This window comes from Sodalis glossinidius str. 'morsitans' (assembly GCF_000010085.1).
Lineage (GTDB): Bacteria > Pseudomonadota > Gammaproteobacteria > Enterobacterales > Enterobacteriaceae > Sodalis > Sodalis glossinidius.
Map to the genome: position 1 here is coordinate 2,348,846 of NC_007712.1, position 25,136 is coordinate 2,373,981.

Annotated in this window: 19 protein-coding genes and 16 pseudogenes; 21 read left to right on the forward strand and 14 right to left on the reverse strand. The window is 53.2% G+C overall.

Going from position 1 to position 25,136, the window contains the following annotated elements:
• Window positions 1–23: 23 nt before the first annotated feature.
• Both SGP1_RS12440 and uilS read right to left on the reverse strand, forming a co-directional pair.
• Window positions 24–947, reverse strand: a pseudogene (locus SGP1_RS12440) (IS5 family transposase).
• 1,242 nt (window positions 948–2,189) lie between these two features.
• A complete protein-coding gene (gene uilS / locus SGP1_RS12450; protein ID WP_011411236.1) occupies window positions 2,190–3,050 on the reverse strand; it encodes a UilS family quorum-quenching N-acyl-homoserine lactonase in 861 nt (286 codons plus the stop codon).
• A gap of 1,391 nt (window positions 3,051–4,441) precedes the next feature.
• On the opposite strand from uilS, the pseudogene SGP1_RS27445 reads away from it, so the two are divergent.
• From SGP1_RS27445 to SGP1_RS35155, 3 genes and pseudogenes are all read left to right on the forward strand, one after another.
• Window positions 4,442–4,675, forward strand: a pseudogene (locus SGP1_RS27445) (helix-turn-helix domain-containing protein); the annotation flags it as partial.
• A 91-nt stretch (window positions 4,676–4,766) separates the two neighbouring features.
• A complete protein-coding gene (locus SGP1_RS35150) occupies window positions 4,767–5,087 on the forward strand; it encodes an SDR family NAD(P)-dependent oxidoreductase (RefSeq protein WP_279379469.1) in 321 nt (106 codons plus the stop codon).
• Window positions 5,088–5,178: 91 nt separating this feature from the next.
• A complete protein-coding gene (locus SGP1_RS35155) occupies window positions 5,179–5,346 on the forward strand; it encodes a hypothetical protein (protein ID WP_279379384.1) in 168 nt (55 codons plus the stop codon).
• Between the two features lie 44 nt (window positions 5,347–5,390).
• On the opposite strand, the pseudogene SGP1_RS12465 reads toward SGP1_RS35155, so the two are convergent.
• Both SGP1_RS12465 and ascF read right to left on the reverse strand, forming a co-directional pair.
• A pseudogene (locus SGP1_RS12465) lies at window positions 5,391–6,609 on the reverse strand (family 1 glycosylhydrolase).
• Between the two features lie 46 nt (window positions 6,610–6,655).
• A pseudogene (gene ascF, locus SGP1_RS12470) lies at window positions 6,656–8,075 on the reverse strand (PTS cellobiose/arbutin/salicin transporter subunit IIBC); the annotation flags it as partial.
• 352 nt (window positions 8,076–8,427) lie between these two features.
• Between ascF and SGP1_RS12480 the strand changes: the two are divergent.
• Window positions 8,428–8,544, forward strand: a pseudogene (locus SGP1_RS12480) (LacI family DNA-binding transcriptional regulator); the annotation flags it as partial.
• On the opposite strand, the pseudogene SGP1_RS33505 reads toward SGP1_RS12480, so the two are convergent.
• Window positions 8,534–8,692, reverse strand: a pseudogene (locus SGP1_RS33505) (transcriptional regulator); the annotation flags it as partial. The pseudogenes SGP1_RS12480 and SGP1_RS33505 overlap by 11 nt on opposite strands.
• Here SGP1_RS33505 and SGP1_RS12485 point away from each other — a divergent pair.
• The 3 genes and pseudogenes from SGP1_RS12485 to SGP1_RS12495 all read left to right on the forward strand — a co-directional run.
• Window positions 8,690–9,028 (forward strand): annotated as a pseudogene (locus SGP1_RS12485) (6-phosphofructokinase); the annotation flags it as partial. The pseudogenes SGP1_RS33505 and SGP1_RS12485 sit on opposite strands and share 3 nt — an antisense overlap.
• Before the next feature lie 9 nt (window positions 9,029–9,037).
• Entirely contained in the window at window positions 9,038–9,328 is a 291-nt protein-coding gene (locus SGP1_RS12490) for a PTS sugar transporter subunit IIB (RefSeq protein ID WP_041866958.1), read from the forward strand.
• A 15-nt stretch (window positions 9,329–9,343) separates the two neighbouring features.
• Window positions 9,344–10,021: pseudogene (locus SGP1_RS12495) on the forward strand (PTS transporter subunit IIC); the annotation flags it as partial.
• On the opposite strand, the pseudogene SGP1_RS29745 reads toward SGP1_RS12495, so the two are convergent.
• Window positions 10,018–10,232, reverse strand: a pseudogene (locus tag SGP1_RS29745) (transposase); the annotation flags it as partial. The pseudogenes SGP1_RS12495 and SGP1_RS29745 sit on opposite strands and share 4 nt — an antisense overlap.
• A gap of 125 nt (window positions 10,233–10,357) precedes the next feature.
• On the opposite strand from SGP1_RS29745, the pseudogene SGP1_RS12500 reads away from it, so the two are divergent.
• Window positions 10,358–10,567 (forward strand): annotated as a pseudogene (locus SGP1_RS12500) (tagatose-bisphosphate aldolase); the annotation flags it as partial.
• 30 nt (window positions 10,568–10,597) lie between these two features.
• On the opposite strand, the pseudogene SGP1_RS12510 reads toward SGP1_RS12500, so the two are convergent.
• Window positions 10,598–11,368 (reverse strand): annotated as a pseudogene (locus SGP1_RS12510) (IS256 family transposase); the annotation flags it as partial.
• Between the two features lie 157 nt (window positions 11,369–11,525).
• On the opposite strand from SGP1_RS12510, the gene SGP1_RS12515 reads away from it, so the two are divergent.
• Entirely contained in the window at window positions 11,526–11,882 is a 357-nt protein-coding gene (locus SGP1_RS12515) for a hypothetical protein (protein ID WP_041866962.1), read from the forward strand.
• Window positions 11,883–11,964: 82 nt separating this feature from the next.
• On the opposite strand, the gene SGP1_RS24110 is transcribed toward SGP1_RS12515, so the two are convergent.
• The 6 genes and pseudogenes from SGP1_RS24110 to SGP1_RS12545 form a co-directional block, all read right to left on the reverse strand.
• The gene (locus SGP1_RS24110) at window positions 11,965–12,468 is read right to left on the reverse strand and encodes a TetR/AcrR family transcriptional regulator (protein ID WP_050747618.1); all 504 of its coding nucleotides are present in this window, start codon (window positions 12,466–12,468) and stop codon (window positions 11,965–11,967) included.
• Window positions 12,469–12,674: 206 nt separating this feature from the next.
• Window positions 12,675–13,816 (reverse strand): annotated as a pseudogene (locus SGP1_RS27460) (catalase); the annotation flags it as partial.
• 260 nt (window positions 13,817–14,076) lie between these two features.
• Window positions 14,077–14,644: pseudogene (locus tag SGP1_RS12530) on the reverse strand (metal-dependent hydrolase).
• Window positions 14,645–14,738: 94 nt separating this feature from the next.
• Window positions 14,739–15,486, reverse strand: a pseudogene (kduD, locus tag SGP1_RS12535) (2-dehydro-3-deoxy-D-gluconate 5-dehydrogenase KduD).
• A gap of 66 nt (window positions 15,487–15,552) precedes the next feature.
• A pseudogene (gene kduI / locus SGP1_RS12540) lies at window positions 15,553–16,371 on the reverse strand (5-dehydro-4-deoxy-D-glucuronate isomerase).
• A gap of 348 nt (window positions 16,372–16,719) precedes the next feature.
• Entirely contained in the window at window positions 16,720–16,944 is a 225-nt protein-coding gene (locus SGP1_RS12545; protein ID WP_050747621.1) for a hypothetical protein, read from the reverse strand.
• A 233-nt stretch (window positions 16,945–17,177) separates the two neighbouring features.
• Here SGP1_RS12545 and SGP1_RS27465 point away from each other — a divergent pair, with 233 nt between their 5' ends.
• Complete coding sequence (locus SGP1_RS27465; protein WP_011411237.1) at window positions 17,178–17,726, forward strand: YniB family protein; 549 nt, start codon at window positions 17,178–17,180, stop codon at window positions 17,724–17,726.
• 75 nt (window positions 17,727–17,801) lie between these two features.
• Here SGP1_RS27465 and SGP1_RS36425 read toward each other — a convergent pair.
• Window positions 17,802–18,603: pseudogene (locus SGP1_RS36425) on the reverse strand (fructosamine kinase family protein); the annotation flags it as partial.
• A 1,588-nt stretch (window positions 18,604–20,191) separates the two neighbouring features.
• Here SGP1_RS36425 and SGP1_RS36430 point away from each other — a divergent pair.
• The 11 genes from SGP1_RS36430 (at window position 20,192) to SGP1_RS33530 (ending at window position 24,797) form a co-directional block, all read left to right on the forward strand.
• Window positions 20,192–20,344 (forward strand): POTRA domain-containing protein, encoded by a 153-nt coding sequence (locus SGP1_RS36430; protein ID WP_424141172.1) that lies wholly within the window; start codon window positions 20,192–20,194, stop codon window positions 20,342–20,344.
• 24 nt (window positions 20,345–20,368) lie between these two features.
• Window positions 20,369–20,743 carry a ShlB/FhaC/HecB family hemolysin secretion/activation protein gene (locus tag SGP1_RS36435; protein WP_158302384.1) on the forward strand — a complete coding sequence of 125 codons (375 nt, stop codon included), beginning with the start codon at window positions 20,369–20,371 and terminating at the stop codon, window positions 20,741–20,743.
• Entirely contained in the window at window positions 20,694–21,287 is a 594-nt protein-coding gene (locus tag SGP1_RS30785) for a hypothetical protein (protein WP_050747622.1), read from the forward strand. The genes SGP1_RS36435 and SGP1_RS30785 overlap by 50 nt, the downstream gene beginning before the upstream one ends.
• Entirely contained in the window at window positions 21,272–22,219 is a 948-nt protein-coding gene (locus tag SGP1_RS24130; protein WP_050747623.1) for a filamentous hemagglutinin N-terminal domain-containing protein, read from the forward strand. Before SGP1_RS30785 ends, SGP1_RS24130 begins: the two co-directional genes overlap by 16 nt.
• Window positions 22,203–22,925, forward strand: a complete 723-nt coding sequence (locus tag SGP1_RS24135; RefSeq protein WP_050747624.1) for a hypothetical protein — start codon at window positions 22,203–22,205, stop codon at window positions 22,923–22,925. The genes SGP1_RS24130 and SGP1_RS24135 overlap by 17 nt, the downstream gene beginning before the upstream one ends.
• Window positions 22,926–22,965: 40 nt before the next feature.
• Window positions 22,966–23,187, forward strand: a complete 222-nt coding sequence (locus SGP1_RS24140) for a hypothetical protein (protein WP_050747625.1) — start codon at window positions 22,966–22,968, stop codon at window positions 23,185–23,187.
• A gap of 16 nt (window positions 23,188–23,203) precedes the next feature.
• Entirely contained in the window at window positions 23,204–23,536 is a 333-nt protein-coding gene (locus SGP1_RS12575; RefSeq protein ID WP_041866966.1) for a hypothetical protein, read from the forward strand.
• 191 nt (window positions 23,537–23,727) lie between these two features.
• Entirely contained in the window at window positions 23,728–24,009 is a 282-nt protein-coding gene (locus SGP1_RS12580; protein ID WP_041866967.1) for a hypothetical protein, read from the forward strand.
• On the forward strand, window positions 23,963–24,205 hold the full coding sequence (locus tag SGP1_RS33520; protein WP_243466006.1) for an NAD(P)H-binding protein: 243 nt from the start codon (window positions 23,963–23,965) through the stop codon (window positions 24,203–24,205). The genes SGP1_RS12580 and SGP1_RS33520 overlap by 47 nt, the downstream gene beginning before the upstream one ends.
• A gap of 9 nt (window positions 24,206–24,214) precedes the next feature.
• Window positions 24,215–24,652: a hypothetical protein gene (locus tag SGP1_RS33525; RefSeq protein ID WP_243466007.1), complete on the forward strand. Its 438-nt coding sequence runs from the start codon at window positions 24,215–24,217 to the stop codon at window positions 24,650–24,652.
• Window positions 24,642–24,797 (forward strand): hypothetical protein, encoded by a 156-nt coding sequence (locus SGP1_RS33530; RefSeq protein ID WP_243466008.1) that lies wholly within the window; start codon window positions 24,642–24,644, stop codon window positions 24,795–24,797. Before SGP1_RS33525 ends, SGP1_RS33530 begins: the two co-directional genes overlap by 11 nt.
• Window positions 24,798–25,136: the final 339 nt, after the last annotated feature.

A 25,136-nucleotide genomic window follows, 5' to 3' on the forward strand; every position in this document is an offset into this window, starting at 1 on the left:
ACTCCCCCCTAGCAGATCGATTGTTATGCGATCCGGATGCTGTTCGGCATTTCCTAACAGCGTCATTTTGTTAAGCGCTTTGACCATCGCCATTGCCTCACCTACCTGCGCATCATAGTCACGCAGACTTAGATGATCGCCCATAAGCGTTTTGAACCGGAATATAGCTGTTTCAGCCACTGAACGTCGATGATAGCCCACTTGCTTTTTCCATACATCGTTACTGCCGCTTAGACGCTGATTCGCAACGGCGTAGTTACGCTCATGGTATCGGTCTGGCCAATATTGCACCCCACCTCGTGGAGGAATAAGAGGCCTTATTTTCTTCTTCAGCAGAGCATCATGACAGTAGCGGGTATCGTAAGCGCCATCAGCCAACACTTCCCTGATTTTCCGCTGGGTCTGGTTTATCAGAGCTGGTAGGGCCTGAGCATCCGTCGTACCGCTGAGCGATAAGTCAGCACAGATAATCTCATGCGTTACACTGTCTGTGGCTATATGCAGCTTACGCCACACCCTCCGTCTGTCGGCACCATACTGTCGGACTTTCCATTCGCCTTCGCCAAAGACCTTCAGGCCGGTTCCGTCAATGACTAGAGGTGAGATTTCACCACGGGTCGGCGTTTTTATGCTGATCTTAACTGTCTTTGCTCGCTTGCTGAGCAGCGAGTAGTCTGGGCATCTTAGCGGCAGCACATCAGTTTAAAAATGGCGTCAACGAAGCCCTGTAAAGCCCTTAACGAAAGGCCAAACACGCGTTTACATCATCAGAAGAGTGGTGATAGCCATATCTGCGTAGTGAAGCGGCCGGCCACGCCGTTCAGGCGTTGTTTTTTCCGTCATGCAACAATTGCCGACTCATCCAGCCATATCGTCAGAGCCCCGTGCTGCTTGAGAGCTTTGTTGTAAGTGGACCAGTTGGTTATTTTAAACTTTTGCTTTGCCATGGAGTGCAGATGTTGAAATGACGGAGTGATTTGAGCAGACGATCACCTAAAAGTTATATTTATTCAACAAAGCCCCGATTATTGAAAGACTTCGCTGTGACGTGACCAACATATTTTACGCCTTTACAAGAAATCTTTTTGATTAGCGAATTAGGCAAGCCAACCAGGTTGAATGCCCTATGTAGCAAATACAGTTGTCCCTAATAACTACTTTTGCTAGAAGAGCCTCGTTGTTCTGCCCGCACCTGGTTGATCAGATTTTGTTTGTCTGTCTCTCCCTCAAGCAGTAGCAGCAGAAATCGATAACTGTTTTCTGACAACTCAATTGACCTTCCTCCATTTGAGATTAATCGTCGTTTTTCTGGAATGAATATTACCCCCTTATCGAGGATAAACATGAGATCTTGTTTATTAATACAATCCATTTCGAGCTCCGGAAGTACTCTTGTATATTATTATTGTATTCATTTTATAATAGGTTAATAGAATCAATAGCATATCCTGCATGCCACTTCAATAATACCCATTGGGAAATATCATTTACTCATTAATTCTCATAAACCTTACATGCAGTCTAAAGTGAGTAAAGCACCCAATGAATAAATAATCTGAGATGTAATAATAAATTTCTTTGTTTCTTTCCTGGGTAATAGGCGGATGATAAATTTCTTGATTCTTTTGTACATTCTTTACCATTTCGGCAAAGAGAGGGGGTGGGTACAGACGAAGCGCTGTAGAGCTCATCTCGCCCACAAACTCATTTATGCCGTAAAGAGATGAAGGTAACACTGGGTTTTGACTCATGCTTGTTACCTAAAAAGGGTCTTAAGATTTTTCCATCATGATGTTAAATGAGTGGACAGGCTGTATCATTAGCGCTTGGCCAATGACATGGGTTGAGAGGCGGGCTTGGGGCTTATCCTTACTTAAGCCATCGTGATTTCTTCGCCATAGCAAACTTGACGTCTGCTAGGCAAGTCACATTCCCGTTGAATAGAGAATATCCTCGGGCCAGGCAGCGTTTTGCGGTGGGGCTATCGCTCAGAACATTACGCCAGGGCGCCCGTGGTGCTTGTCGGGATGGGGCGTTACTGTCTTTGGCCTCAACGGTGGTGTTATCACCACCGATCATTACTTTCCACGCGAAAGCCCGTCAAATCAAATCGCGCATCCTCTCATCTGCAGCCTGCCTATTGTGTTATCAAGAATGCGTATTGATTTTCTGACTGCCGTAAACAGCCTCTAAAGATGCTGTTTGAACCAGGCGGTCTGCGCAGCGATGATGTTAACAAAGTAATCGCCGCTGTAGATATCATAATGACGGGCATCAGGTTCGATATAAAGCTGCTTGGTTCGAGAGCGTAGCGAATTATATAATTCAATTCCGTGTTCAGGCGGATTGACATTATCTTTTTCTGCCAGTATAATCAGGGTCGGGCACGTCACCTTGGCTGCATTGTCTTTTGGTTTATAATGCAACGTCTCGCGAACGGTCAGAAAGGGTATCTTGATGTCCATTGCCGGAAAGTGCGTTTTGTGATGCTCAAAAAACGCTTTTGATTCATCGTCACTTAACACGCGCGTTATGCCGACGAACATCTCTTTGCCCGTGAGACGTTGCTTTTCCGCCATCTTATCGAGTGTGGCGAGAAAGGCGGCTTTTTCTGCTTTTTTCATCTTACCGGTGACGATCTTTTCCCCGTCTGCAAAGGCCAACTGACTGATAATGCATTTGATGTCAGGGTTATCTGCCGCCGCGCCAAAGACATGACAGCCGCCAAATGACGTTCCCCAAAGGCCGAGACGCGTCGCATCAACATCAGGCTGTCGTTTAGCCCAGGCGATAACCGTTAATATATCTTCTATCTGCATTGCCGGCACTAACCGTCCGCGTTCTCCTGCGCTGTCGCCGAAGCCGCGGTAATCAAAGGTGAGAGTGGTAAATCCCGCTTGGGTAAATGCTTCGGCAAAGACGGGTACTAAAATAGGCTGAATACCGCAAAACCCGTGACAAAGAATGATGATCGGTTTCGGGTCTTGCCCCGCCGCTTTACGCAAAGTCACAGCGATGCCGTTGGTTAATTTTGTTGTGATGATTTCCAAAGTGACTTTCCTCCTATGACAAACATTTATCGTGACAATGCTTTTTATTAGGTGTGAATAAGATTATCTCAACCCTGTTTTGACAATACCGCTGTGGTGCCAAGAGAATAGGGAAAATGTCTCATTGGCGCTTGGCGCGTCATTGGATAACGTGCAGATGATTTGCATCATAAAAGAATTATTTAGTTAAAACAAAAATAATTTAAATTACGCTTTTCCCATTTGAGAGAGGTTTATGTTATTTCAATAAAGGATTTTATTCACTGATTTAATTGTGAATAATAAATCAAGGGATTATCTGGACAGCCCTGAGGTGGTGGCAACTGTCCTCTGCATCATTAGAAGAACACTTTGCATCGCATCGATTGACCGTATTTACAGCGTGCTGACATTGACCACGCGCCCGGCGCGCCACTGTGCAAGTGTCAGAATGCCGGATACGGGGGGCTCACCACTGCTGGCCAACTGTCCCTACTCATCTCAACGAGGCCGTTTGTAAAGTAGAGAGGTAGTCCGGCATGCCTCGGGACATTTGCGGCATGAGCCTGCGAACATACCTCATCCCACCATCTTGAGTTTACACGGGGCAGGGCGGTGGCCCGGTTTGAGAATGTGTCCCCGCGGCGCTGTATTCTGATATCGGCCGCAAATCCATCGCGTTGCCGTTAACGATATCGTCACTATAATCAGGCGAAAACGAGGCAGAGGTATGACAACACCCAGTATCCATGTCGATTTCGTGGTAAACTGCAGCCTCCAGGAGCAGCTAAGGGAAAAATTGATTACTGCCATCCTAACGGGGATCTTTCTGCCCGATAAGGCATTGCCTTCATGCCGTAAACTAGCCTCACAACTGTCCATTTCCGGCAATACCGTCGCGTGGTATATGAAGGAACGCATAAGAATAGAGAAAGGGGACGTCAGAAAAATGAAAAAAGCGGCTTTCCTCAGCAAGCGTATTCGACGACAACGGCGCAGTGTCTGGCCCGGTTTTTCCGGGCCAGATTGATTTCCGTTAATGGTAGGAGCAAACCGGCAAATAGTTCAGCTGGTGCGCCATATCAGACAGAAGGCGCGGCAATAGCATTAAGCTTGGCAAGCGCATCCGCGGGGAGCGTAAGCTGGAGGCTCGCCATATTCTCCCTTATAAGTGGTGGGGGGATGAGGTGCCGGGAATGAGCAGAATATTCGGCGGTGGGCCATAAACCCCTGGACCGGACAATTGCATTGTGCCGTAACCCATGCGGCTAATTTGACGGTCGCCCAAGCGATAGGTGAGAGCGGATTCAAACATGGCATACCTCCTGAGATAGTGACCGGAGGATTGTGATGTTACCTTAACTGTGCGACTATCCAGCTAAATGGTGACAGGCTGTACGAGGTGACGGACAATGCGGCTCGATTTAGGACTGCTTCACGCCGTGGCGGCGGTGGCCAAAGCGGGTGGATTCCGCTCGGCAGCGCGCGTCGCGGGCAGTAATGCCTCACGGCTCAGTGATGCGGTGCGGCGGGCAGAGCAACAGCTGGGCGTCCGCCTGTTTCACCTCAATACGCGCACGGTGGTGTTAACCGAGGTGGGCAGGACATTGATGGATCGCTTGTTGCCGGCCATGAGCGAAGTCGATATTATGTGTTTACCTATCATTCTCACTACGCTGAGGATATGGAGCTGCAAGCGCTTATTGAACACGCCGGGGGCGCGTTGTTGCCTTAGCGCTGGATACCGGCGACACGAGGACGTTTGCGGCATTTGTTGAACGGGTCAAAGACGCGCTCGCATCGTTGCAGGCGACGCATGTCGATTATCTGGTCAACAACGCGGGCATTTCGCATCATAACAGTATTGCGCTAACGACCGAAGACGAGTTGGATGCCCTGTATCGAGTGCATGTCAAAGGGGTATTTTTTCTCACGCAACGCTTATTACCTCTGATCCGAGATGGGGGCAGCATTGTCAATATTTCATCCGGGCTGACCCGCATCATTTATCCTGGTAGTTGCGCCTACGGGGCCATGAAGGGGCCGTTGAGATCATGACGCTCTATCTGGCCAAGGAGCTCGGACCGCGGCGTATCCGCGTCAATGTCGTGGCGCTAGAGGACCCATCCAAACCGATTTCAGCGGCTGTATGGTGCGCGACAACCCTGCAGTCAATAAAGCGGTTTCGGACATGACGGCGTTGGGGCGGCCGGGTTTGCCCGAGGATATCGGACCAATGATTGCCAGCCTTCTGTCTGAGGAGAACCGCTGGGTGAATGCGCAACGTATTGAGGTGTCAGGCAGCATGGCGATTTAAGCATGTCCGCGGCGCCGGGCGCATCTGCCCGGCGCGAAGCCCGGTTAGTCCAGATCTGCTCCGTTGCTGGCGATGACCTTTTTATCCACCAGAAGGACTTTTTCCGGCGGTGCGCCAAGGTACCCTTGCCTTGGTCGTCGCGATCGACATAGACAAAGCATAGCGTTTACTCATCTCGCCGGTTGAAGCAGCGACCAGATCAATACATCCCCAGGTGATATAACCGATAACCGGGATCCCGTCGGCAATAGCGTCGCCCATGGCGCGGATATGTTCTCGCAGGTAGCTGATGTGGTAATCATCGTTGATGTCGCTGTTGGCATCGGGTTCATCACGCGCCCCCAGCCCCATTCGCTGCGTGACACATGCGGATTGGCCAGGGATTTCACCACGTTCGCCGCGCTACTATTGTGTTCGTTCATCTCCGCGGAGGGGGGTAGGCGCCACGGGCCTGAACATCGATAAAGAACAGATTTTCCCTATCCTTTTCCAGCGCTGCCCAAACTTCTTCCGGTTTGCACGACCAGAGATAAAAATTACCGCCCGCTAGCATGCAGCCGACTTGATTGGCCGGATTCACCTCATGAGCGATTTTGGTGGCTAGCACGCTGGTAATGAGTTCGTGGTGGGTCGCCTGATACTTTACCTGCTCGACGTTCTCGCCCTCTTCAAAGACCAGGCCCGAGCCGGAAAACGGACTGTGCAGTAAGATATTGATCTCGTTGAATGTCAGCCAGTATTTCACTAGCCCGTCGAAGGCGGTGAAACAGGTCCGCGCATAGCGGGTAAAGAAGTCGACCACCTTTCGGTTGCACCAGGAACCGTATTCGATGACCAGGTGCATAGGCACATCAAAGTGGCTCAACGTCACCAAAGGCTCTATACCGTGACGGCGACATTCCATGAACAGATCCCGATAAAACGCGATGCCTTGTGGATTGGGGGTTAACTCGTTGCCCTTGGGAAACAGACGGCTCCAGGCGATGGAGGTACGAAAGACGCTAAAGCCCATTTCCGCCATCAAGGCGATGTCGTCCTTATAGCAGTGGTAAAAATCAATCGCCTGGTGGCTGGGATAAAATTCATCATCGCGCAAACTAAATACGCTTCTGTAGTCCCAACTTTACGGGAATCCGTGCAGGACCGAGCGAGCATATCGACCGTTGTCAGTCCTTTTCCCCCTTCAAGATAGCCGCCTTCCGATTGATTGGCGGCCAGTGCGCCACCCCATAAAAAACCTGCCGGGAATGTCGATGCTGACATGTCTAACCTCTTTCTGATGCAACTTGGGTATTAACGAACGGGCTGGGCTATTGACCGGTTCTGTCGCGGGTTTGGACGCCGTGCGCGGCGGCTCTTCCGTCTCGGGGATATCCTCAAAGCCAAGAATGAGGGTCAGCATAAAGGAAAGTACGACCGCTAGAACCATGATGCCGACCACCCCACCCAGGCCATACTTATGGGATTGGCGGGGTTAAAGAATTGCACGCTGGTGAAGAGACCGGGGGAAGCCATGGAATGGCTGGCGAGACCGCCGAGACCGGCAACCGCGCCGCAAAAAATCTGCTGATGACGCTTGCGATTAGCGGACGTTTCAAGCGCACCGCGACACCATACAGCGCCGGTTCCGAAGTGCCGGCGACAATCGCCGAAGCGGCGGCCGCCAATGCGGTTTGACGTAATTCACGGTTTTTGGTCCGCAGAGCGACGACGGCCAAAGACGAACCGCCGAGGGATAAGTTGGCGCCTATTTCGGAGGGCATGACCATGCCTTCTTTACCGGTTTCAGCAATGGTTTGGATAATGGTCGGGGTAAAGACACGGTGCATACCGGTAACCACCAGCAGCGGCCACAACGCGCCCATAATGGCTACCGACAACCAGCCCAGGTAGCCATGAATGGTATAGACCATGCGGGAGATCCCGGTCCATATACCCAGCGGGACGATGATAATTATCGCCACCGGCGCCGCGATAAGCATCGGCTTGAGGAAGTTTTTAGTGACGGCCGGCGTGATGCGGTCGACCCCTTTCTCGATATAAGACAAGATCCAGGTCATGCACAGAGCAGGAATAACGGTATAGGTGTATTTCACCGCCGTAACGGGAATAAAAGTAAATTCAACGGGCTGGGCTGCTTTGGCCATCAGGTCGATGAAATTCGGGTGAACCAGCAATCCCGCAATCGCAATCGCCAAGGACATATTGGTTTTGAATTTTAACGTAGCCGAGGCGGCGACCATCACCGGCAAGAAGAAGAACGCGCCGTCGCCGATGATGTTGAGCAGTTGTAGTGTGGTGGAGACGTTATCAAATACGCCCGCCATTGCCAGAATCATCGCCAGCAACTTGACCATTGAGCCGCCGATAATGTCGGGAATCAACGGCTACATGGTGCCTATCAGCGCATCGAGGATACCGGCGCCGACACGCTTGAGTGACCATTTACGGGGGGCCGGCCGACCGCCGTCTAAGCCGGGCGTGCCGAGGTTCATAAACGCCTGACAGGCTTTTCCGACATTATTGCCGATAATGACCTAACACTGGCTGTCGGTATTGACTACCTCCATCACGCCATCAATGGTTTTCAACGCAGCATTGTCCACCAGGGCGCGATCCTTGATGACAAAGCGCAGGAGCGTCATACAATCGGTAACCGCTTCAATATTTTCCAGCCCTCCCACGGCGTCTACGATCGCCCGGGAAATCTGCGCATAATCTTTTGGCATGAGGAACTCATCTTTTGGTATTAATCGGCAGCGAGAGTCAAACCTGTTTATTGCGTCAACGGTCATCCTACCGGCATCAACATTTCTCTTGGAGTCGCGCTGGTAAAATGAGTGCACCAACGCGGCATAACATCGATTTCCTTAACGGCGGTGCACGCTATAGAAAACCGGTTTCACAAAATCATGTTTTGTAATTAATTAAATAACAAAAATTTAAATTTCTTTTTATTATTATTGTGACGATGATCACTTCTTCTGTTGGCGGCTTTTGCATACGTGTTGCGGAAAAAATTTCACCTGCATGAACGGTTTGGGTAAACTGTGTAGGATAATTTTTGCTGTGGAAGACAAAATGACGACAATCCTTGAGGTCGCAAACAAAGCCGGCGTATCAAAAGCCACTGTCTCACGGGTGTTGTCAGGCAACGGTTATGTGAGTCAGGCGACGCGCGAACGCATATATCGCGCCTGTGGTTTTGGCGCAACCGGCGATTGATGACCATGATGGGCTGATTATGCCGGGTAATAATGTCATCCATCGCGTCGATACTTAGAAAGCGGGGATAAATGATGATTCCGTCACAACGCAGGTCAAGCAGAAAATCAATGGCGGCCTTTGCTCTGAGGGGTATACCAAAGAATACACCCCTGGTTTTCAGGAGGCAATCGATACCATGATCGTTAAAATTGAGCATAAAATTGGTATTAGAATCCGCAAAACCATTATGAGATATGGTTTGCGAAATAGCACACCGACAGGCGAGGAAATAATTCAGGGCGTGATTTTAGCTGAAGAAGTCGTAAGATGTATCAAGAGCGAGTTAACAAATAAAATTATCGTTATCAATAATAGCAATAAGGCCATACCGATTGACCTTGAAGATTCTGGAAAACGTTTAGTTGATGAAGATAGCAATCTCTACAAACTGGCTAAAGTAAATAACCTTATCTGAGGTAATATTATGCTTAAAGTACTCTGCGTATGTAGCTGCGGCCTGGGCTCAAGTTTCGCAATTGAAATGAGTGCGAAAGCCGTACTGCAAAAACTCTGTATAGATGCCGATATTGATCATACTAAGGTATCAGAAGCGTCTTCTTTTAAATATGACATTATTCTTACCCAGAAAATGTTCGCCGATATTTTAACCTCAGATGCAAGTGAGGAGTATAAGAAAAAAGTCATTATCTTAAACAAGCTTACCGATAAAAAAGAAATTGAAGAAAAGATCCTCGCCTACATGAATGCGGACTGACAAAAGAGGTGATAAATGGATGCAATTATTCATTTTATTGTTAAGGACTTTTTGGGGCAGGCGGCTATCTTGATAGCGCTTATAGCCATGCTCGGCCTGATCCTGCAAAAAAATCCATTGGCAAGACTGTCGAAGGTGTGTTTAAAACCCTACTGGGATTTTTAATCATGATAGCAGGAATTAATATCATTGTTGCTGCCCTGACATTCCTAAATGATATCTTTACCAGCGGTTTTGGCATGCAGGGATATATCACGGATGTCGCAGCGATAGCCGGCGTGGCAAACCGCGAGCTCGGCTCTGAGGTTGCGCTCACGCTTCTTGTGATTTTTGCCGTGAATATCATTATCGCTCGGTTTACGCCCTTCAAATATATCTTCCTGACGGGACAGGCGCTGTTGATGCCGGCTATCGCCCCAGCCGATTGTGCGTAAAATCAAAGATTCTGACGATGTGGCGTTAGGGCACTTCTGCACGATTGGTTACCTGGTCCAGGCGGCGGTTGCCCGAGCGATAGGGAAAAACTCGCGAAGCACCGAGGATTTGGAACTGCCCGATAATTTCAAGTTTTTGCAAGATACCTATCTGTCAATGGCGGTGATTATGGTGCCGATGTATCTAATTCCGACCATATTCGCCGGGCCGGAATATATTGCCCAATTCGCTGGCGACACCAATTACCTGATGTATGCCCTTAACGAAAGGCCAAACACGCGTTTCATCATCAGAAGAGTGGTGATAGCCATATCTGCGTAGTGAAGCGGCCGGCCACGCCATTCAGGAGTTGTTTTTTCCGTCCATGCAACAATTGCCGACTCATCCAGCTATATCGTTAGAGCCCCGTGCTGCTTGAGAGCTTTGTTTAAGTGGACCAGTTGGTTATTTTAAACTTTTGCTTTGCCATGGAGTACAGATGTTGAAATGACGGTAGTGATCTGAGCAGACGATCACCTAAAAGTTATATTTATTCAACAAAGCCTACTGGAGGACATTTAACTAAACACCTTTTTATGTAAGAGGAATTAATCGATGAATAAAATGACAACCGCAGAGCGTCGTGGATATCAAATGATCTGCGATACGACCGGCTCTATGATGGTGGTGGCCTGTGATCAACGTGGCGACATGAGAACGCTGCTTGCCACAACGTCGGAAGAACAGGCGAAAATCAGCAATGAAACGTTAGGCAAAACTAAATACGATATTACCCGTTATTTGGCCTCGGAAGCCGGCTGCGTATGAGTTATTATCAAATCTGGTGTATGGCGATCAGGCTACGTTCTGCTCTGATGCTTCGTGAATCTGTTCTCCATCCTGAAATTGGACGTTGTTTACCACCAGGGTCAGCAGGTCAAATCCTCTTAGCCGGTTCCAGCTTTTCTGAGCAGACTGGAGCAGCTTAAATACCATTGACAGGGTGGTTTCTCTCGAACCACACTTCTTTGCGCGTCTGCTTCGTAGCCTCACAGTCGCAAAAACCGATTCAATCGGCTTTGTCGTTCTTATTGATGCCCAGAGCTCTGACGGGAAGTCTTAGAATGCCAGCAGTTCTTCTCGATCTTTCTCCAGCTTCTTCATCGCTGCAGGATACTTCGCTGAAAACCTTGCCAACAAAACATCAAAAGCGTCATTAGCGGCATCGCGGCTTTCTGCTAGCCAGATCTCCCGAAGCTCAGCCTTAACTTTCGGTTGCATGGCTTTGGGGAGTGAAGCTAACACATTAGCCGTTTTGTGCACCCAACAGCGTTGGTACTGCGTGTCCGGGAATATCTTTGCCATTGCATTCCAAAAACCAAGGGCACCGTCTCCCGTAGCCAGCTTGGGAGATACGGTTAGGCCACCTGCTTGCAGGCCATTGAGAAGTTCGGCCCAGTTTGCTTCTGATTCTCGATAACCCTCTTCGGCCGCAACCAGCTCCTGACGTCCATGCTCAGTGATGCCGATAATGACCAGTAGGCAAAGGCGATCATCTTGCCTGACATGGCTGTATATGCCATCAGCCCAGAAATAAAAAATGCGCTGGATGCTCAACGGGAACTGTACAGCGCCAGAACGCAATTGGTGAGTACGCAGTTGGAATATTATCAAAACTTAATCACGCTTTATAAAGTCATGGGGAGCGGGACGGCGCTGGCGGAATCAAGCTTGTCCCTTTAATACCCCGTGAGGATGTCATAAGCCCGGCTGAGGGTGGCGCTTGTCATGCCGCCGGGCAGTATTCGCCCACGCGGCCATTTATATTTCCCCAGCGCCCTTTCGGGTAGACTGGCCGGCCAGGGACCGCGTATTACTGCTGGAAACGTTCTCGGAAGCCTCGTGTAACCGTCAAATCCAGTCTATTTTGCGTCAGGAAGAGCAGGCGCTGGTGGATGTCCTGGTAAAACAGGGCGCGCCGTTGGCGGCGTCACAGGACGAAACCCAACGCCGGGCGGGTATCGAGCTGCTGTTAACACTTATCAATGGCGCGGTTTGCCGGACCTTTCATGAAGAGGATATCGACAGCAACCTTATTGCGCTGGTAACGCGGTTTTTGTCAACCGCCGTTCGTGCCTGATGTCATTCGCGGCCAAGCCCGTAACGCCCAATGGCGAAGCGTTGGTGGGTATGGCGTGGTCGTTGCGGGGCCCAGGCGCCATTCAGGCTGAGGTGGTGCGGGCTGAGTTTACGCCCGGCGTCATTTGCCGGATCAACTCGTCTAGCAAGGGTCTGAAGGCGGCATTATGCTGCGCGATATTCACGTTTTCGCGCATGATCAAGCCGTCAATGAGCAAGGAAAAAATGTACAGACGCGTGCGGATTTCGCTGTCACGGGCGTTGCGGCTGGCTTCCGCCGAGATAGCCAGCATGAGAGCGATATTGTACCGTGCATCGTCATTGACTTTATCGCGGGCAAAGAGCGTGAGACGGGAGCTATCGCCCTCGAGAATATTATCGGCTTGGATTTTCTGCTGCAGCCGCTCGACAACGTTGCTCACCAGCGCCGCGATTATCTCGCTTTTACCGGTAAAATAACGGTAAATCAGGCCGGTACTGATACCCTCCATACTCGCGATTTCTTGCACGGTGGTGTTGTGAAACCCTTTTTGCATGACGCATTTTTCTGCGGCAGAGAGTATTTGTTCGGCAGGATTCATTTTCATCGTTTAACACTATTCGTCTGCAAGTTTCACCGGTATGCGGCCCTGGCGCCAGTTTAACATGGGGCGCAGTGCAGGCCTAACGATTCGCTTTTCGCATCATGATCGCCCGTCGTCTGACTGATGGCGGCGACGGATTTCTTCGGCGGACAAAAAAACGGTAAGCGCCTTTGGCGCTTACCGCCTGCAATCCCGACAACGATCGCCCGTCAGGCGAGCATCCTGGCCGCTTTACCCAGCCGTGACCAGACGCGATGTTCACGCAGACTCGCCAGGAAGGCCTGCATCAGCTTGTCGCTTATCGTCGCGTCCTTGCTGATGCCTGCTTCATCATCGCCATCTTTCAGCCCCAACTGCTTTTTAAAGCGTCGTACGTCGCCGCCGAAGGCTATCGGCTTCAGATGCTTATAGGCTTCGAGGATGTAATGGCGCGACGCCCCGTCTAGCGAGAGCGCGTCCAGATTACCGTTCGGCACCACGACACCGTCCACCGTGATAGACGGATTGCCCTCGATGGTGCCATCGATAGGCAGGGTGGATCCGTCGCTCGCCTGCAGATTGCCCATGTGCGATGCCAGCAGCTTGGCATGGATACCTTCTGTTTTCAGCGCCTGCAGCGCGGCCAGCACATCGGTGGCTTCAACCCCGTCGCTGACCAGAAGCGCGCCACCTGTCGGCCCTTGAGCGGCCTGGGGCCGGTCGCATACAGGCTGAGCGTGGGATCGCGGGTAATACTGTTCACCGGCGGAGGCGGCGTGGTTTTTTGCGCCTCGTCGGACAGGCGATAGCCGAGGCGTGCGGCGACCTGCGTGGCCAGATCGACATCGACGCGGGTAAGCAAATCTATCACCCTTTCGCGGAATAGGGACGGGCGACTTTTCTCGCCGTCCACCCGTTCATGATAGGTTTCAAAGCCGGCGTTCTCCGCCACCGGCGCGGTTTCACGCGGCCAGTTATCGTTGAGCGAGTTGGGCTTATAAGCGGCAGGGTTGGTATCAATATCCTGACGGTGCATGCCATCGCGCTGGAAATTATTATAGGGGAAGACGGGGCTGTTGATGGGAATTTCATGGAAATTAGGCCCGCCAAGGCGGCTGATTTGCGTGTCCGTATAGGAAAACATCTGGCCCTGCAGCAAGGGATCGTTGCTAAAATCAATGCCCGGCACGATATGGCCCGGATGAAACGCCACCTACTCCGTTTCGGCGAAGAAATTATCCGGATTACGGTTGAGGGTCAATTTGCCCACGATCTCAACAGGTACCAGCGCCTCGGGAATGAGTTTGGTGGGGTCAAGTAAATCGAAGTCGAATTTCTCTTCGTCTTCCTCGGGAATAAGCTGCAGGCCCAATTATCGTGGCTTTGTTGAATAAATATAACTTTTAGGTGATCGTCTGCTCAGATCACTACCGTCATTTCAACATCTGCACTCCATGGCAAAGCAAAAGTTTAAAATAACCAACTGGTCCACTTACAATAAAGCTCTCAAGCAGCGCGGGGCTCTGAAGAAATAGCCGCACCCGTCCGCACCGGGTCTGGGCTTGAGGGCCAACTAACGCTTTCTCTATCGTTACGATAGCCAGCGCCGTGTAAAGGGACCTGCGCCCTGTGTCAGGGAGAAGGCAACAGGCTGGCGCGCACCCGCTGCCATAGCGACTGAACGGACTTGGGGACGGCCAGATGGCGTACCAGCGGCGTGCCGTCCGGATGCTGTAGCGCGAATATCAACGCTGCGATACATACTAAACGCTCCAGCTGATTGTCCTTTGCGGGGCGCAAAAGCGCCAGCGACAGGGCCACAGCAGCGGCACATCGGCGGGTGTCAGCATGTCGGCGGCGATATGGCTTAAATAATCGATTATCATGGCGTGAAACGCATCAAGCGGGATGATGCTCTGCGGCGGCAAACGCAGGGTAAACAGCAGGATACCGGCCATGATCGCCAGCAGGCTGTGGGTGAAGCCGCGATGGCCGCAAAGACGGGTGATAGGGGCCGACATCCAGGTTAGCCGCTGCCCAGTACCGATTTGGGGTGATCGATATCCGTCAGCAGACAGGTAAGCAAGCCGCCGGCGACAATATGCCACCATTCGCCCTCGGCAAGCGCGGGGGTGAGGGCCATTTTTTTGGCCAAAATGGTGCTGGCCAAGGCAAAGATGAAATGTCCTTCGGCGGTAATAGGCGGCACGGGGCAAAATGTCTGGTTATTTGTCCAGTATGGAGCAATCCCGTGCCGCCGGGAATAGGTTACCTTGTAACTTTTTTTCTGACTGTCAGCGCGCCAGCCAGCTGCCGTCTCCGCCAGGGTGTAGCCGTTAACATAATCCGACGCCGCCGAGGCCAGGAAGACCGCCGGCCCCATCAAATCGGCGGGCAACCCCCAGCGACCCGCGGGTATGCGCTCCAGGATCGCCTGGCTTCGTGCCGCATCCTCGCGCAGTTGCTGGGTATTATTGGTCGCCATATACCCCGGCGCCAGCGCGTTAACATTAATGCCATGCTGCGCCCATTCGTTGGCCATCAGACGCGTTACGCCCATCACGGCACTTTTTGAGGCGGTATAATAGGGAACGCGAATCCCGCCTTGATAGGAAAGCATCGAGGCGATATTGATAATTTTCCCACCGCGGCCCTGTTGAATAAATTGACGGGCCGCCGCCTGAGCAATAGAGAATAGCGACTTGATATTGAGATCCATCACATCGTCCCAATTCTTCTCGCTGAACTCGATAGCATCCTGCGGCGAATAATACCGGCGTTATTGACCAGAATATCAATATGACCAAATGTCGCCACTGCCTGGGCGATAACCGCGGTATCGCTTAAATCGACCTTAATCGACAGAAAACGGCGGCCGCGCGCCTCTACCTGCCGCGCGGTGTCGTCCGGCTCAACGATATTGACGTCGACGATGTCACAGCCCGCCTCCGCCAACCCGATAGCCATACCTTGGCCGAGTCCGGTATCACACCCGGTAACGACCGTGACTTTTTCCTCTAATGCAAAGCTCTCCAGAATCATAATGCCACCTTATTGTTGGCGGCCGCCGGTGTTAATGTCGCTGTAGCCGGCCCGGCCGCAGGGTAATTAGCGCAATTCACTGACGCGCAGATGGTCCATATCGTCAAACACTTGGTTTTCGCCGACCATTCCCCAAATAAAGGTGTAATTTTTAGTGCCGATGCCGGCATGGATGGCCAGCTGGGGGGAGATGACCACCTACTGATTCCACACCACCAGGTGGCGCGTTTCCTGCGGTTGACCCATCATGTGAAAAACGGCCGTTTCGGGGTCCATATTGAAATAGAAGTACACTTCCATCCGCCGTTCATGGGTATGACAGGGCATAGTATTCCATAAATTGCCTTCCGACAGTTGGATTAATCCCATCGTAAGCTGGCAGGTGGGAAGGACATCCGGCACGATAAACTTATGGATGGTACGGCGATTGCTGATGACATTGTCACCTATCGTTTGCGGTGTCGCCTCGGCCAGCGTGATTTTACGGTTGGGATAGGCGGTATGCTCCGGTGCACTGTTGTAATAATACAATGCGGGCTGGTCGGCGCTGTGGCTCTCAAAGTGAAGATGGCGCGCGCCCTGGCCGATATACAGCGCTTCTTGATGGCCTATCTCATAGCGGGTGCCGTCGACATTGATGACACCGGGACCGCCAATATTAATGATCCCCAATTCGCGCCGCTCAAGGAAATAACTGACGCCCAACTGTTTGCCAACCTCATCGCCGATGGTCACCGCCTGTGTCACCGGCTTGATGCCGCCGACGATGATGCGGTCGATATGGCTATAGGTCATGGTGTATTGATCGTCGGTGAAAATCCTCTCAATAAGGAATTCGCGGCGCAGCCCTTCGGTATCAAGCTGTTTGGCATGGTCGCTGTGAATACTTTGACGAACCTACATGGTAACCCTCTCATGGCAATCTGTGGGCATTGGCCCGGTAAGCGCGGCTGCAGACAGTACCATCGGCGAGACTAGCCGTTAGTTTTCTCTGCCGCGGGTGTGGCATCATCATAAAAATTAAGTAACATTTTCAATAAAATTGAAATAATGTTTTATTTTTATGATGGCATCATGGATTTGGCAAATCGGTTAGGGAACGTGCAGCGTTCGGTTTACACTGGACCGAATACTTTCTGTGTTGGGCGTGGCGCAACAGAATAATAACGAGGAGCTTGATGAAAACTTTTTACCTGGATAATGAAACGCCTTGGGAAGCACTGGGCGGGGGCGTTAAACGCAAGGTGATGACCTTGATGAGCTGATGAGCAGCGGCCGCTGCTGCTCTATCATCCCCAGTGCGCAGTCAATAATGCGCTCGCTGATCTCCCGTCGCAACTGGCCCTGCCAGGGGGATGCCTGATACCAGAGTTCCACGATCTCATTAATCCGTAATCCCAGCGTATCGGGCAGGGTGGAGGCGATGCTGCTCGCTTTGCTTAATTCGGCGAAGACCATCAGCTCCGCCTGATGCCACAAGGGCTCGGAGTCAATAATCAGTCCAGGTCACGGAGTGCTGCTTGGTGGGGCGTTGCCATAACGAAACGTTTCCTATGGTTAACGATAAGTGGGCGTGTCACTACACGCAGGCGCGGCATAAAAGGCTTTTTAAGAAAACAGTAAAGCAAAAAAAGTAAATTATAGATAAATTTGAGCAAATCGGACCTGCGTCGTTTTATCAAGGGGAGCACATGAAGTATCAGCAAGCAGGCCGCCTGGCGGTGATTAAGCGGATTGCCGGATGGGTAATCTTTATATCGGCAGTGATTTCGACCTTTATTTCGGTGTTGAAATTCATTGAGCAAAATAGCGGTCCTAATCAAGTCATCAACGCGTTCGTAAGCGACTTTTTCCATGTCATTATCGATATGATGCGCTTTAATACGCCATTTCTGAATGCCTTTTGGCATAATTCGCTGCAGTCGGATTTCAGCCACGGTCTTTTTGCCAGTCCCAATTTAGTGTTTTGGGGGATTTATATATTGGTTTTTATTGGCCTGGCGCTGCAGGCGTCCGGTGCGCGTATGTCGCGGCAGGTAAAACATATTCGCGAAGGTGTCGAAGATCAGATGGTGCTGGAGCAGGCCCGCGGCGACAGCGGCATCAGCCGCGCCCAGCTTGAACAGCGCATTGTTATGCCACAGCATACTATTTTGCTGCAGATTTTCCCGCTGTACATTTTGCCGGTGATTATTGCGATAGTGGGTTATTTCGCCTTTAAACTCCTCGGTATGCTTTAATCGCCGGCGTCGGGGGGAAAGCACGCTGTCGAGCGCCGCTGCCGCCCTCGGGATATGCTCGCCGCCGAATAAAATAGCGTTTTTCAAGCGGTAATAAAGTTGATAAACCGGTTGGCGACGTACGAAGCCTTTATCCAGCGGCCACACGCTTTGATAACCGTCGTAAATCTGCGGCGGCATTTGGATAAATAGCGGCAGAGTGGCCAAATCACATTCACGATCGCCACAGTAGCTGGCGGGATCAAAAAGAAAACCGCCCTGATCGCTATTGGCGCAGTTATCCAGACAGAGGTCGCCATGCAGCAGGGAAGGTTGGGGCTGATGATCGTGCAGCCGCTGTTCGACCCCGTCAATTAGCGTGTCAATATCACCAAACACCAGCCCTTTTTCCGCCGCCAACTGCAATTGCCAACCGATGCGCTGTTCGGCAAAAAAAACGCGACCAGCGGCGCTGCCAGGCGTTGGGTTGCGGCAGCGTGGAAAGATCGTTGTCAAAATCCAGCCCAAATTGCGGTTGTTCGCTCCATTGGTGCAAACGGGCCATCTGTTGCCCGAAACGCCAGGCGCCGTGGGCATCAAACGGGCGGGGCGGTAAATATTCCAGCAGCAGAAAGCTACTCTCCCGGCCGCTGCCGACGCCATAGACCTGCGGCACGCGAACGGTGTTGCTACGCGCCAGTAGCGCGAGCTGGTCCGCTTCATCGGTAAACTTTTGCAGTAGTTCGTGAGCGTCACTTTTGACAAAAATGTGATGAGCGCCATAACGCACATACCAGGCAGCGTGCAGCTCGCCACCGGGTAATTCACGCCGTTCGACAATCGTATTTTCGTCCAGGGTTTCGGCCAGCAGAGTGCTTATGGCGTGCCACATTGTCATTTTCCCCTCAAGTCGCCGTGCCGTTTAAGGTATGGATCGCTGTGATGACAACTGTTTGTATGCCGTGTTGCGGATGAGCACTGTACGCGTATTTAAGCGCAAGTCGGCTTACACGCCGACGCTATCCGGAAAAGCAGAAATGATGCGGACAGGCTGCGCCCGTTGTGCCGTCAGCCGCCAGGAACGTAGGAATGAGTGTTGTTGTAAAATTGTTCAATGTCAACTGTTTATTGTCCTGTGAGCTATCCACAACGCCCAGCCCGACGGCGGCATCCGCCACTGCCGCGCGTGCAGGTCGGAGGCGCCGCGATCTGGCGGGCGCAGTTTGTCGATTGTCGCCGGTATTGCCTCCCCTTTTGTTCATCCCGGTTGTGCACCTTAAATGAGAGGCGGTCGCGGCCTTGCCACCTGCGAGTTTTACGGCCGAAGCCTGCTTTACGCGTTTCGTATTCCGTTGATGATGCCCCAAAGAAGTGCAAAGGCGTTGTTGGTGACATTTTTTTACTTTTTTACGGCATAAATAAAATCATCAGCACAATCAATGCTCAAAAGCATGATACAGGTAAAATAATGAAATAGCAAGATTTTCTAATCTTATTTTAACGATTGAAAACGGTGCGCACCGGTAAAAAATGCAGCCTACTTTGGTGAAGAAAAGATGAAATCAGTCGTTTTTAACGCCAAAAATGTGATGCAGGTAGAAATAACTAACGAAAAGAAAGGCAAATGGAGATCTAGACCCTATTCTTTGAAGTGAAATAGGTGTAAGATTATTCCTAAATATGCAAACCTACTGTGAGGTAATTATGGAAAACTTCTACAAATTGACGCTGCCAAGTATCATACTGATTAGTATGGCTTTCTGGTTTTCGGTCATCAGCGCAATGCTCTGATTCCCTCGCCAGCAGTTCCCAATTTCATGCAAACCCGCTTCGGCGAACTTGCTGTTTTTGGCGTTCGACATAATATTTTACTTGACATATAAATTATTTTAATAATCACTAATGAGATTTTCCCCCAGGCCCTGCTTTCTCCCCGGGCCTAAAGCATGAAGCAACGCGCCAAGCCGCCTGCCGGCAGGATGTGCGCCGGTTGTCGTCGCCCTTATCCACTGACAGGTATTACCAGTGCTCGTGGCGCATAGTGGTATGGCGCTCCCCTCGTAAGCCTGTCATGGCCCACTGGTCGGCGGGACCTTCCCGTGGGTCGCCTTGCCCGGCGCCACCACGCGTCCTTGCCGCCTTTTGTGGCGCGTGAACGAAAGGGAGATTAAGTTATGCAAGGAAAGCAGAAAAGGGTCATGCCGTTGCATTGGCTGGTTAAATTGGCCGCCATGACCTCGTACGATATCCAGGCTTCATCCCCCGCGCGACCCTCACTTTATTTCCCGTCAGAACCACATGCGCAACACCAGCCGCTCCTCTGCGCATCCGCACGGCCGCCGTAATGCGGCGGTGGGGACCGATAGCGTGACCAGGCTGCGCGAAGCCCCTTGTGTAACCCTGGCGCGCGTGAGGCTCGCCGGCCGCGATGCCTTGCCGTCCTGGCTCCGCTGCAGCGGCTGGCGGACGAGGTCGTCGGTCAGTGTGTGGACAAGCGCGCTATCACGGGATTAATAGCGCGATTGCAAAACAGGATCATCCGCCATGGCTGGGTGACAACGCGGGTAGTGGCTCCGCCGCAAGATCTGCGCCAGAGGATATTAATACTACGCCTTGTCCTCGGCGCGTGCGGCAGCTAATGCTTGCGCCCGATTCCTCCGCCGGTGTCAATCTGCATACCGCGCTGCCGGGCGGGGCGACCTGCTCGATCTGCGCGCGCTGGAACAGGCCGTCGAGAATTTACAAGGATCGCCTGTCAGCGGCGGCATTACCGTTACAGCGGCCATCAGCGTTCATGGAGTGGGCAACTCGCCCAGGTAATACATCGCGATGGCCAAGCCAAAACCACCGTCTCCGGCGATTGGCGGGTAAGCGACAGCGACGCCCCCCTCAATCAGAGGCCTTTGCGTCCGCAATTGCACCGGACCCACACCTGGCGGCTGGGGATCACCCATCGCCGTATCCTCCCTGGCGCCGCGGATCAGAGGGGTGCCCTGGTCTGCCGGCAAGGAGAGGAAATGTGCCGCCGGCCGGGCTAACGTCCGCCACGGTGCTAGAGAGTGGGGGCGAGGGGTCGGACAGGATACGCTGAGCGCCAGCGCCCGCAGCGCGTTTACCTTCGCCCGTCAGGCATTTACCTTCACTGCTGATTACCGATATCAGACCAGCTCCTCGCCGCAGTCCGTCAATGAGACCTTCGCCGCCGACGGGGAGTGGGCGCTGCGCGGTGTGGATGCCGGCCCGCCTCGCCGGCTTGCCGCTTTCGACATCGGCGGCTGGCGAGACGCCGGTCTTTCTGGGCTTTCGCCTGGTTTGGCATTATTGAGCGATATACCGCCTCGCAAATGGGGTAGTCAACCGGGACGGAACCCGCTATGCAAAAAACTAGTGAACCTCTGGGCGCGTCGGCATCGCGCGCGTATCGCGCTCAACCGATCAATGAACAGACTGAAGCGGCGCGACACGCTGACCGGCCCGCGCTTGCAAGATTTGCCCTCAAACGGCCTGCATACCCAGCCGCTCATCGGCTTAGCCCACGATGGCCGCCGGGCGGACGATTTCTCGGATTGGTCCCGCTGCTGATAGCGTCGCCGCTCTACGGCGGTGTCATCGCCGATGGCGGCGCTCCCCCTCATCACCAGCCGGAAGTGCTTACCACCGCCAACGCGCTACCGCTGGTCAATATTTGCGCCCCTGATCGGACTGGGATTTCTTACAATCAATTTCATTATTTCGATGTCGATGCACGTGGTGTCATTTTGAATAACGTGCGAACGGTGAGCCAGACCGAACTCGACGGTCCCGTAGACGCCAACCCGCAATTAACGCGGGAGGCGACGTTGATTATCAACGAAGTTACTCAACCGCATCCCAGTCTGCTGGACGGATTCATAGAAGTGGCGGGCCAGCGCGCCGACGTCATTATCGCCAATCCGGTGGGGATTAGCGGTTGCGGCTTCATCAATGTTCGTGCCGGTACGCTTACCACCGGTCACCCCCGCAGCGAAGAGGGCCAACTGCAAGGTTTTACCGTTTACGGGGGGCAGATCGATATCGCCGGTAAGGGAATGCATGCAGCGACGACGGATGCTCCCCGGCTTATTGCCCACGCGGTGGCGGTCAACGCCGGATTACATAGTCAATCGCTCAACATTGTCACCGGGCGCAATCGAGTTAATCTCGCGGGCGACGTGACGGGCACTTTCGCCGCTGCTCAGGACGAAAAGCCGGCTTATGCACTGGACGTGGCGGCCCTGGGGGGGGGGATGTATGCGCATAAAATTGTCATGGTGGGGACCGAACAAGGGGTTGGCGTACGCAACGCCGGCGAGCTGAGTCTTAGCGTCGCCGGGCGATTGGAAAATCGCGTCAGCCTGCAAAGTCAGGATACCCTGGCGCTCGCCGGCGAGGGGGATGTCATCAATGCGGGCCGTCTCAACACGCGCAGCAACTCCGTGCTTTCCGCCGCGACCCTATTTAACAGCGGCACCTTGCGCGGTGCGCGCGGGCGGTGACGTTACGTTGACCGCCAAACGCATCGACATGATGGGCGACAGCCAGCTGGTGGCCGGCAGTGACGCACAAGGCCAACTGACCCGTACGGGCACTCTAATGATGACCAGCCAAGGGCCATTGCTAGAGCAGGGGGCCAATCAGGCGACAGGCGCTTTGATGGTCTGGGGAAGCGAGGTGGATTTGGCCGGCAGCCGTACCTCTGGCACCGACATTATGTTGTCGGCGAATCGGGGCGCTATCACTACTAACGGTGCTGAGATGAGCGGCGGCAAAATTACCGCGCGCGCCGCGACATTCTTGTCTAACAACAATGGCAGGTTGAGCGCCAATGCGTTAAAGCTGATGGTGCATGAAATATCCAACCGGCTAGGCACCCTGCAGCAGCGGGGGGAGCATCTGCTGCAGTTGAAGGTCCAGCAGATGAATAATCATCAAGGGATGGTGCTCAACAACGGCGATACGCGCATCAAGGCGGCCTGGCTTGAGAACCGTGCAGGAAGGATTATCGTCCCCGGCGCCAATTTGTCGCTGCAAACCAAGATACTGGACAATCAGGAAGGTACGATAAAGTTGCTGGGGAGCGGGAAAATGACGGTGGTCGCGGAGCGGTTTAACGGCTATCAGGGCATCTTATGGTCCGCCGGCGCCATGACGCTTGCGGGTGAACAGCTCGAACTGTCGCAAAGCGTTACCCGCGCGCAATAGCTCTCGCTGACGGCCACCCATTTAGGAGAGCGGTGGCGTTTTGTGGCTGACGTCAGGCTTTCTGAATAATCCCGGCGGCATCCTGATGGCGGCCGAACACGGCAGCTTTTTCCTGCAGGCCGAGCGCGGCATCAACAACATCTATGGGCACCTGCAGGGGGGCGGCAGGGTGTTGGCGCTCGGCGGCGATGCGCAGCTTGAAACGCAATCGGTGATTGTCAATTCGGGGGGGGCGGATAGAAGCGAAGAATCGTTTAAGTGAGCGTAGTCAGCACTTAATGAACGCTCATGGCGCACTGACGGGCGATGAGGTGACGATCGATACCCGACGTAAGTCGCTCGGAAATACCGGCGGCAGCGTGGCGGCACAAGGGGTGCGACGGATAACCTGCGGCGCGGATTTATCCCTCGATATCGGCGATTTAGACAACACAGTGGGCATGATCAGCGCCGTGGGCAGGGTCCAGATAGACGGCGGCGCAGTCAAAAATGTCGAGGGCCGGCTGGCGACGGCGCAAGGCATGACACTGATGAGCCACTCGCTGGACAATGAGGGGGGGAAATGTGCACGCCGGCGCCTTATTATCGGTCAATACCGGAGCATTGGATAATACCGCCGGTCGTCATGACCGCGGGAGTGGCCTGAATCGACAGCCGGGGATCTGCATATCGATACCCACGACCAGCGGTTGACCAATGCCTATAACAGTTACGCTGGCATTTTGTCCGGGGGGAATTTGACGCTTGACGCCGGTGACATTAACAACGTTCGGGTCATATCAGCGCCGCAGGGGAGTGCCGCGTGAACAGCGGCGCGCTGCTCAATGCCGGCGGACGCTTGCAGTCGGTGGAATACCTGCAATTGAATACCCATGGCCAGCGGTTAAACAACGCGCACAGCCGTAACGCGGGCATTCTGAGCGGCGGCAATTTATGGCTGAACGCGGGTGAGATAGACAACACCTCCGGCCTTATGGCCGCTGCCGGCGAAACCCGGGTCAGCAATGCGTTCACGACAGTAATGGCGGAGATGACGCATGAAAGTATTTATCACGGGGGCGACCGGCTCGGCGGTAGTCGCTGAGTTACTTAACTCGGGACATGAGGTAACGGGACTGGTTCGTTCTAGCGACAAGGCGGCGTTGACGGCCAGCGGCGCCCTGGCATTGCCCGGCACGCTCGATGATCTCGAACTATTGCGCCACGCAGCAAAAGAGGCGGACGCGGTAATCCATACCGCGTTCAATCATGATTTTTCCCGATTCGCCGAGAGTTCGTAGCAAGACCGTGTGGCGATCGAGGCTTTGGGTAGCGCATTGAAAGGGTCAACGCGCCTGCTGTTGGTGACCACCGGGCTGGCTCATCTCACGCCGGGGCGAATTGCCACGGAACAAGACGCAGCCCCCACCGACCCCCGCTACCCGTGCCAATCCGAGGCCGCCGCGATTGCACTGGCGGAGCAGGGGGTGCGGGTATGCATTGTGCGGCTGGAGGCGTCGGTTCACGGTAGCGGCGATCATGGCTTCATTGCAGCTTTGATCCGTCTGGCGCGCGAGAAGGGGTATCCGCTTATCTTGGTGACTGCCAGAACCTCTGGGCCGCTGTCCACCGTTCGGACGCCGCGCTCCTGTATCGACAGGTACTGGAGCAAACCTGGCCCGACCGGTTTACCATGCGGTGGGCGACGAAAGCATCACCTGCAAGGCCCTCACCGGCGTGATTGGTGAACAGCTGGGGCTGCCGGTCGCCTCGCGCGAGAGCGAGCATTTCGGCTGTTTCGGCTGGCTAGCCAATTTCCTCGGCGCGGATATGCCGGCATCCAGCGCGCGTGGGCGGCGCTGGGCTGGACGCCTACCGTTCCGGATTTGTTAACGGATCTGCGCCAGGGGCATTACTTCGCGGGCTAAGACGGACCCGGGATCGGCATCAGGTCCCATGCCGTAGGGAAACAGCGTTGCGTGCCGCCATTTCCCTTTACGGCGCCGAGCGCCTGTTCAATCCCTTTTTTCCACCTGACCTGTAACACCCGCGCTCCAGCCCTGATGTTTCACTCACGATTTGCTCTCCCGACACTTAGCCTCTCGCGCCCCCTGCGTTGCTAACCCCGTCAATGTAGCGTTTGCGAACGTCTTGTCTATCGGCGACGCCGGTTAATTAAGCTGGCGTGGCGACACAAAGATGTGGTCTTGCCGGATAAGTGATACCATAGCG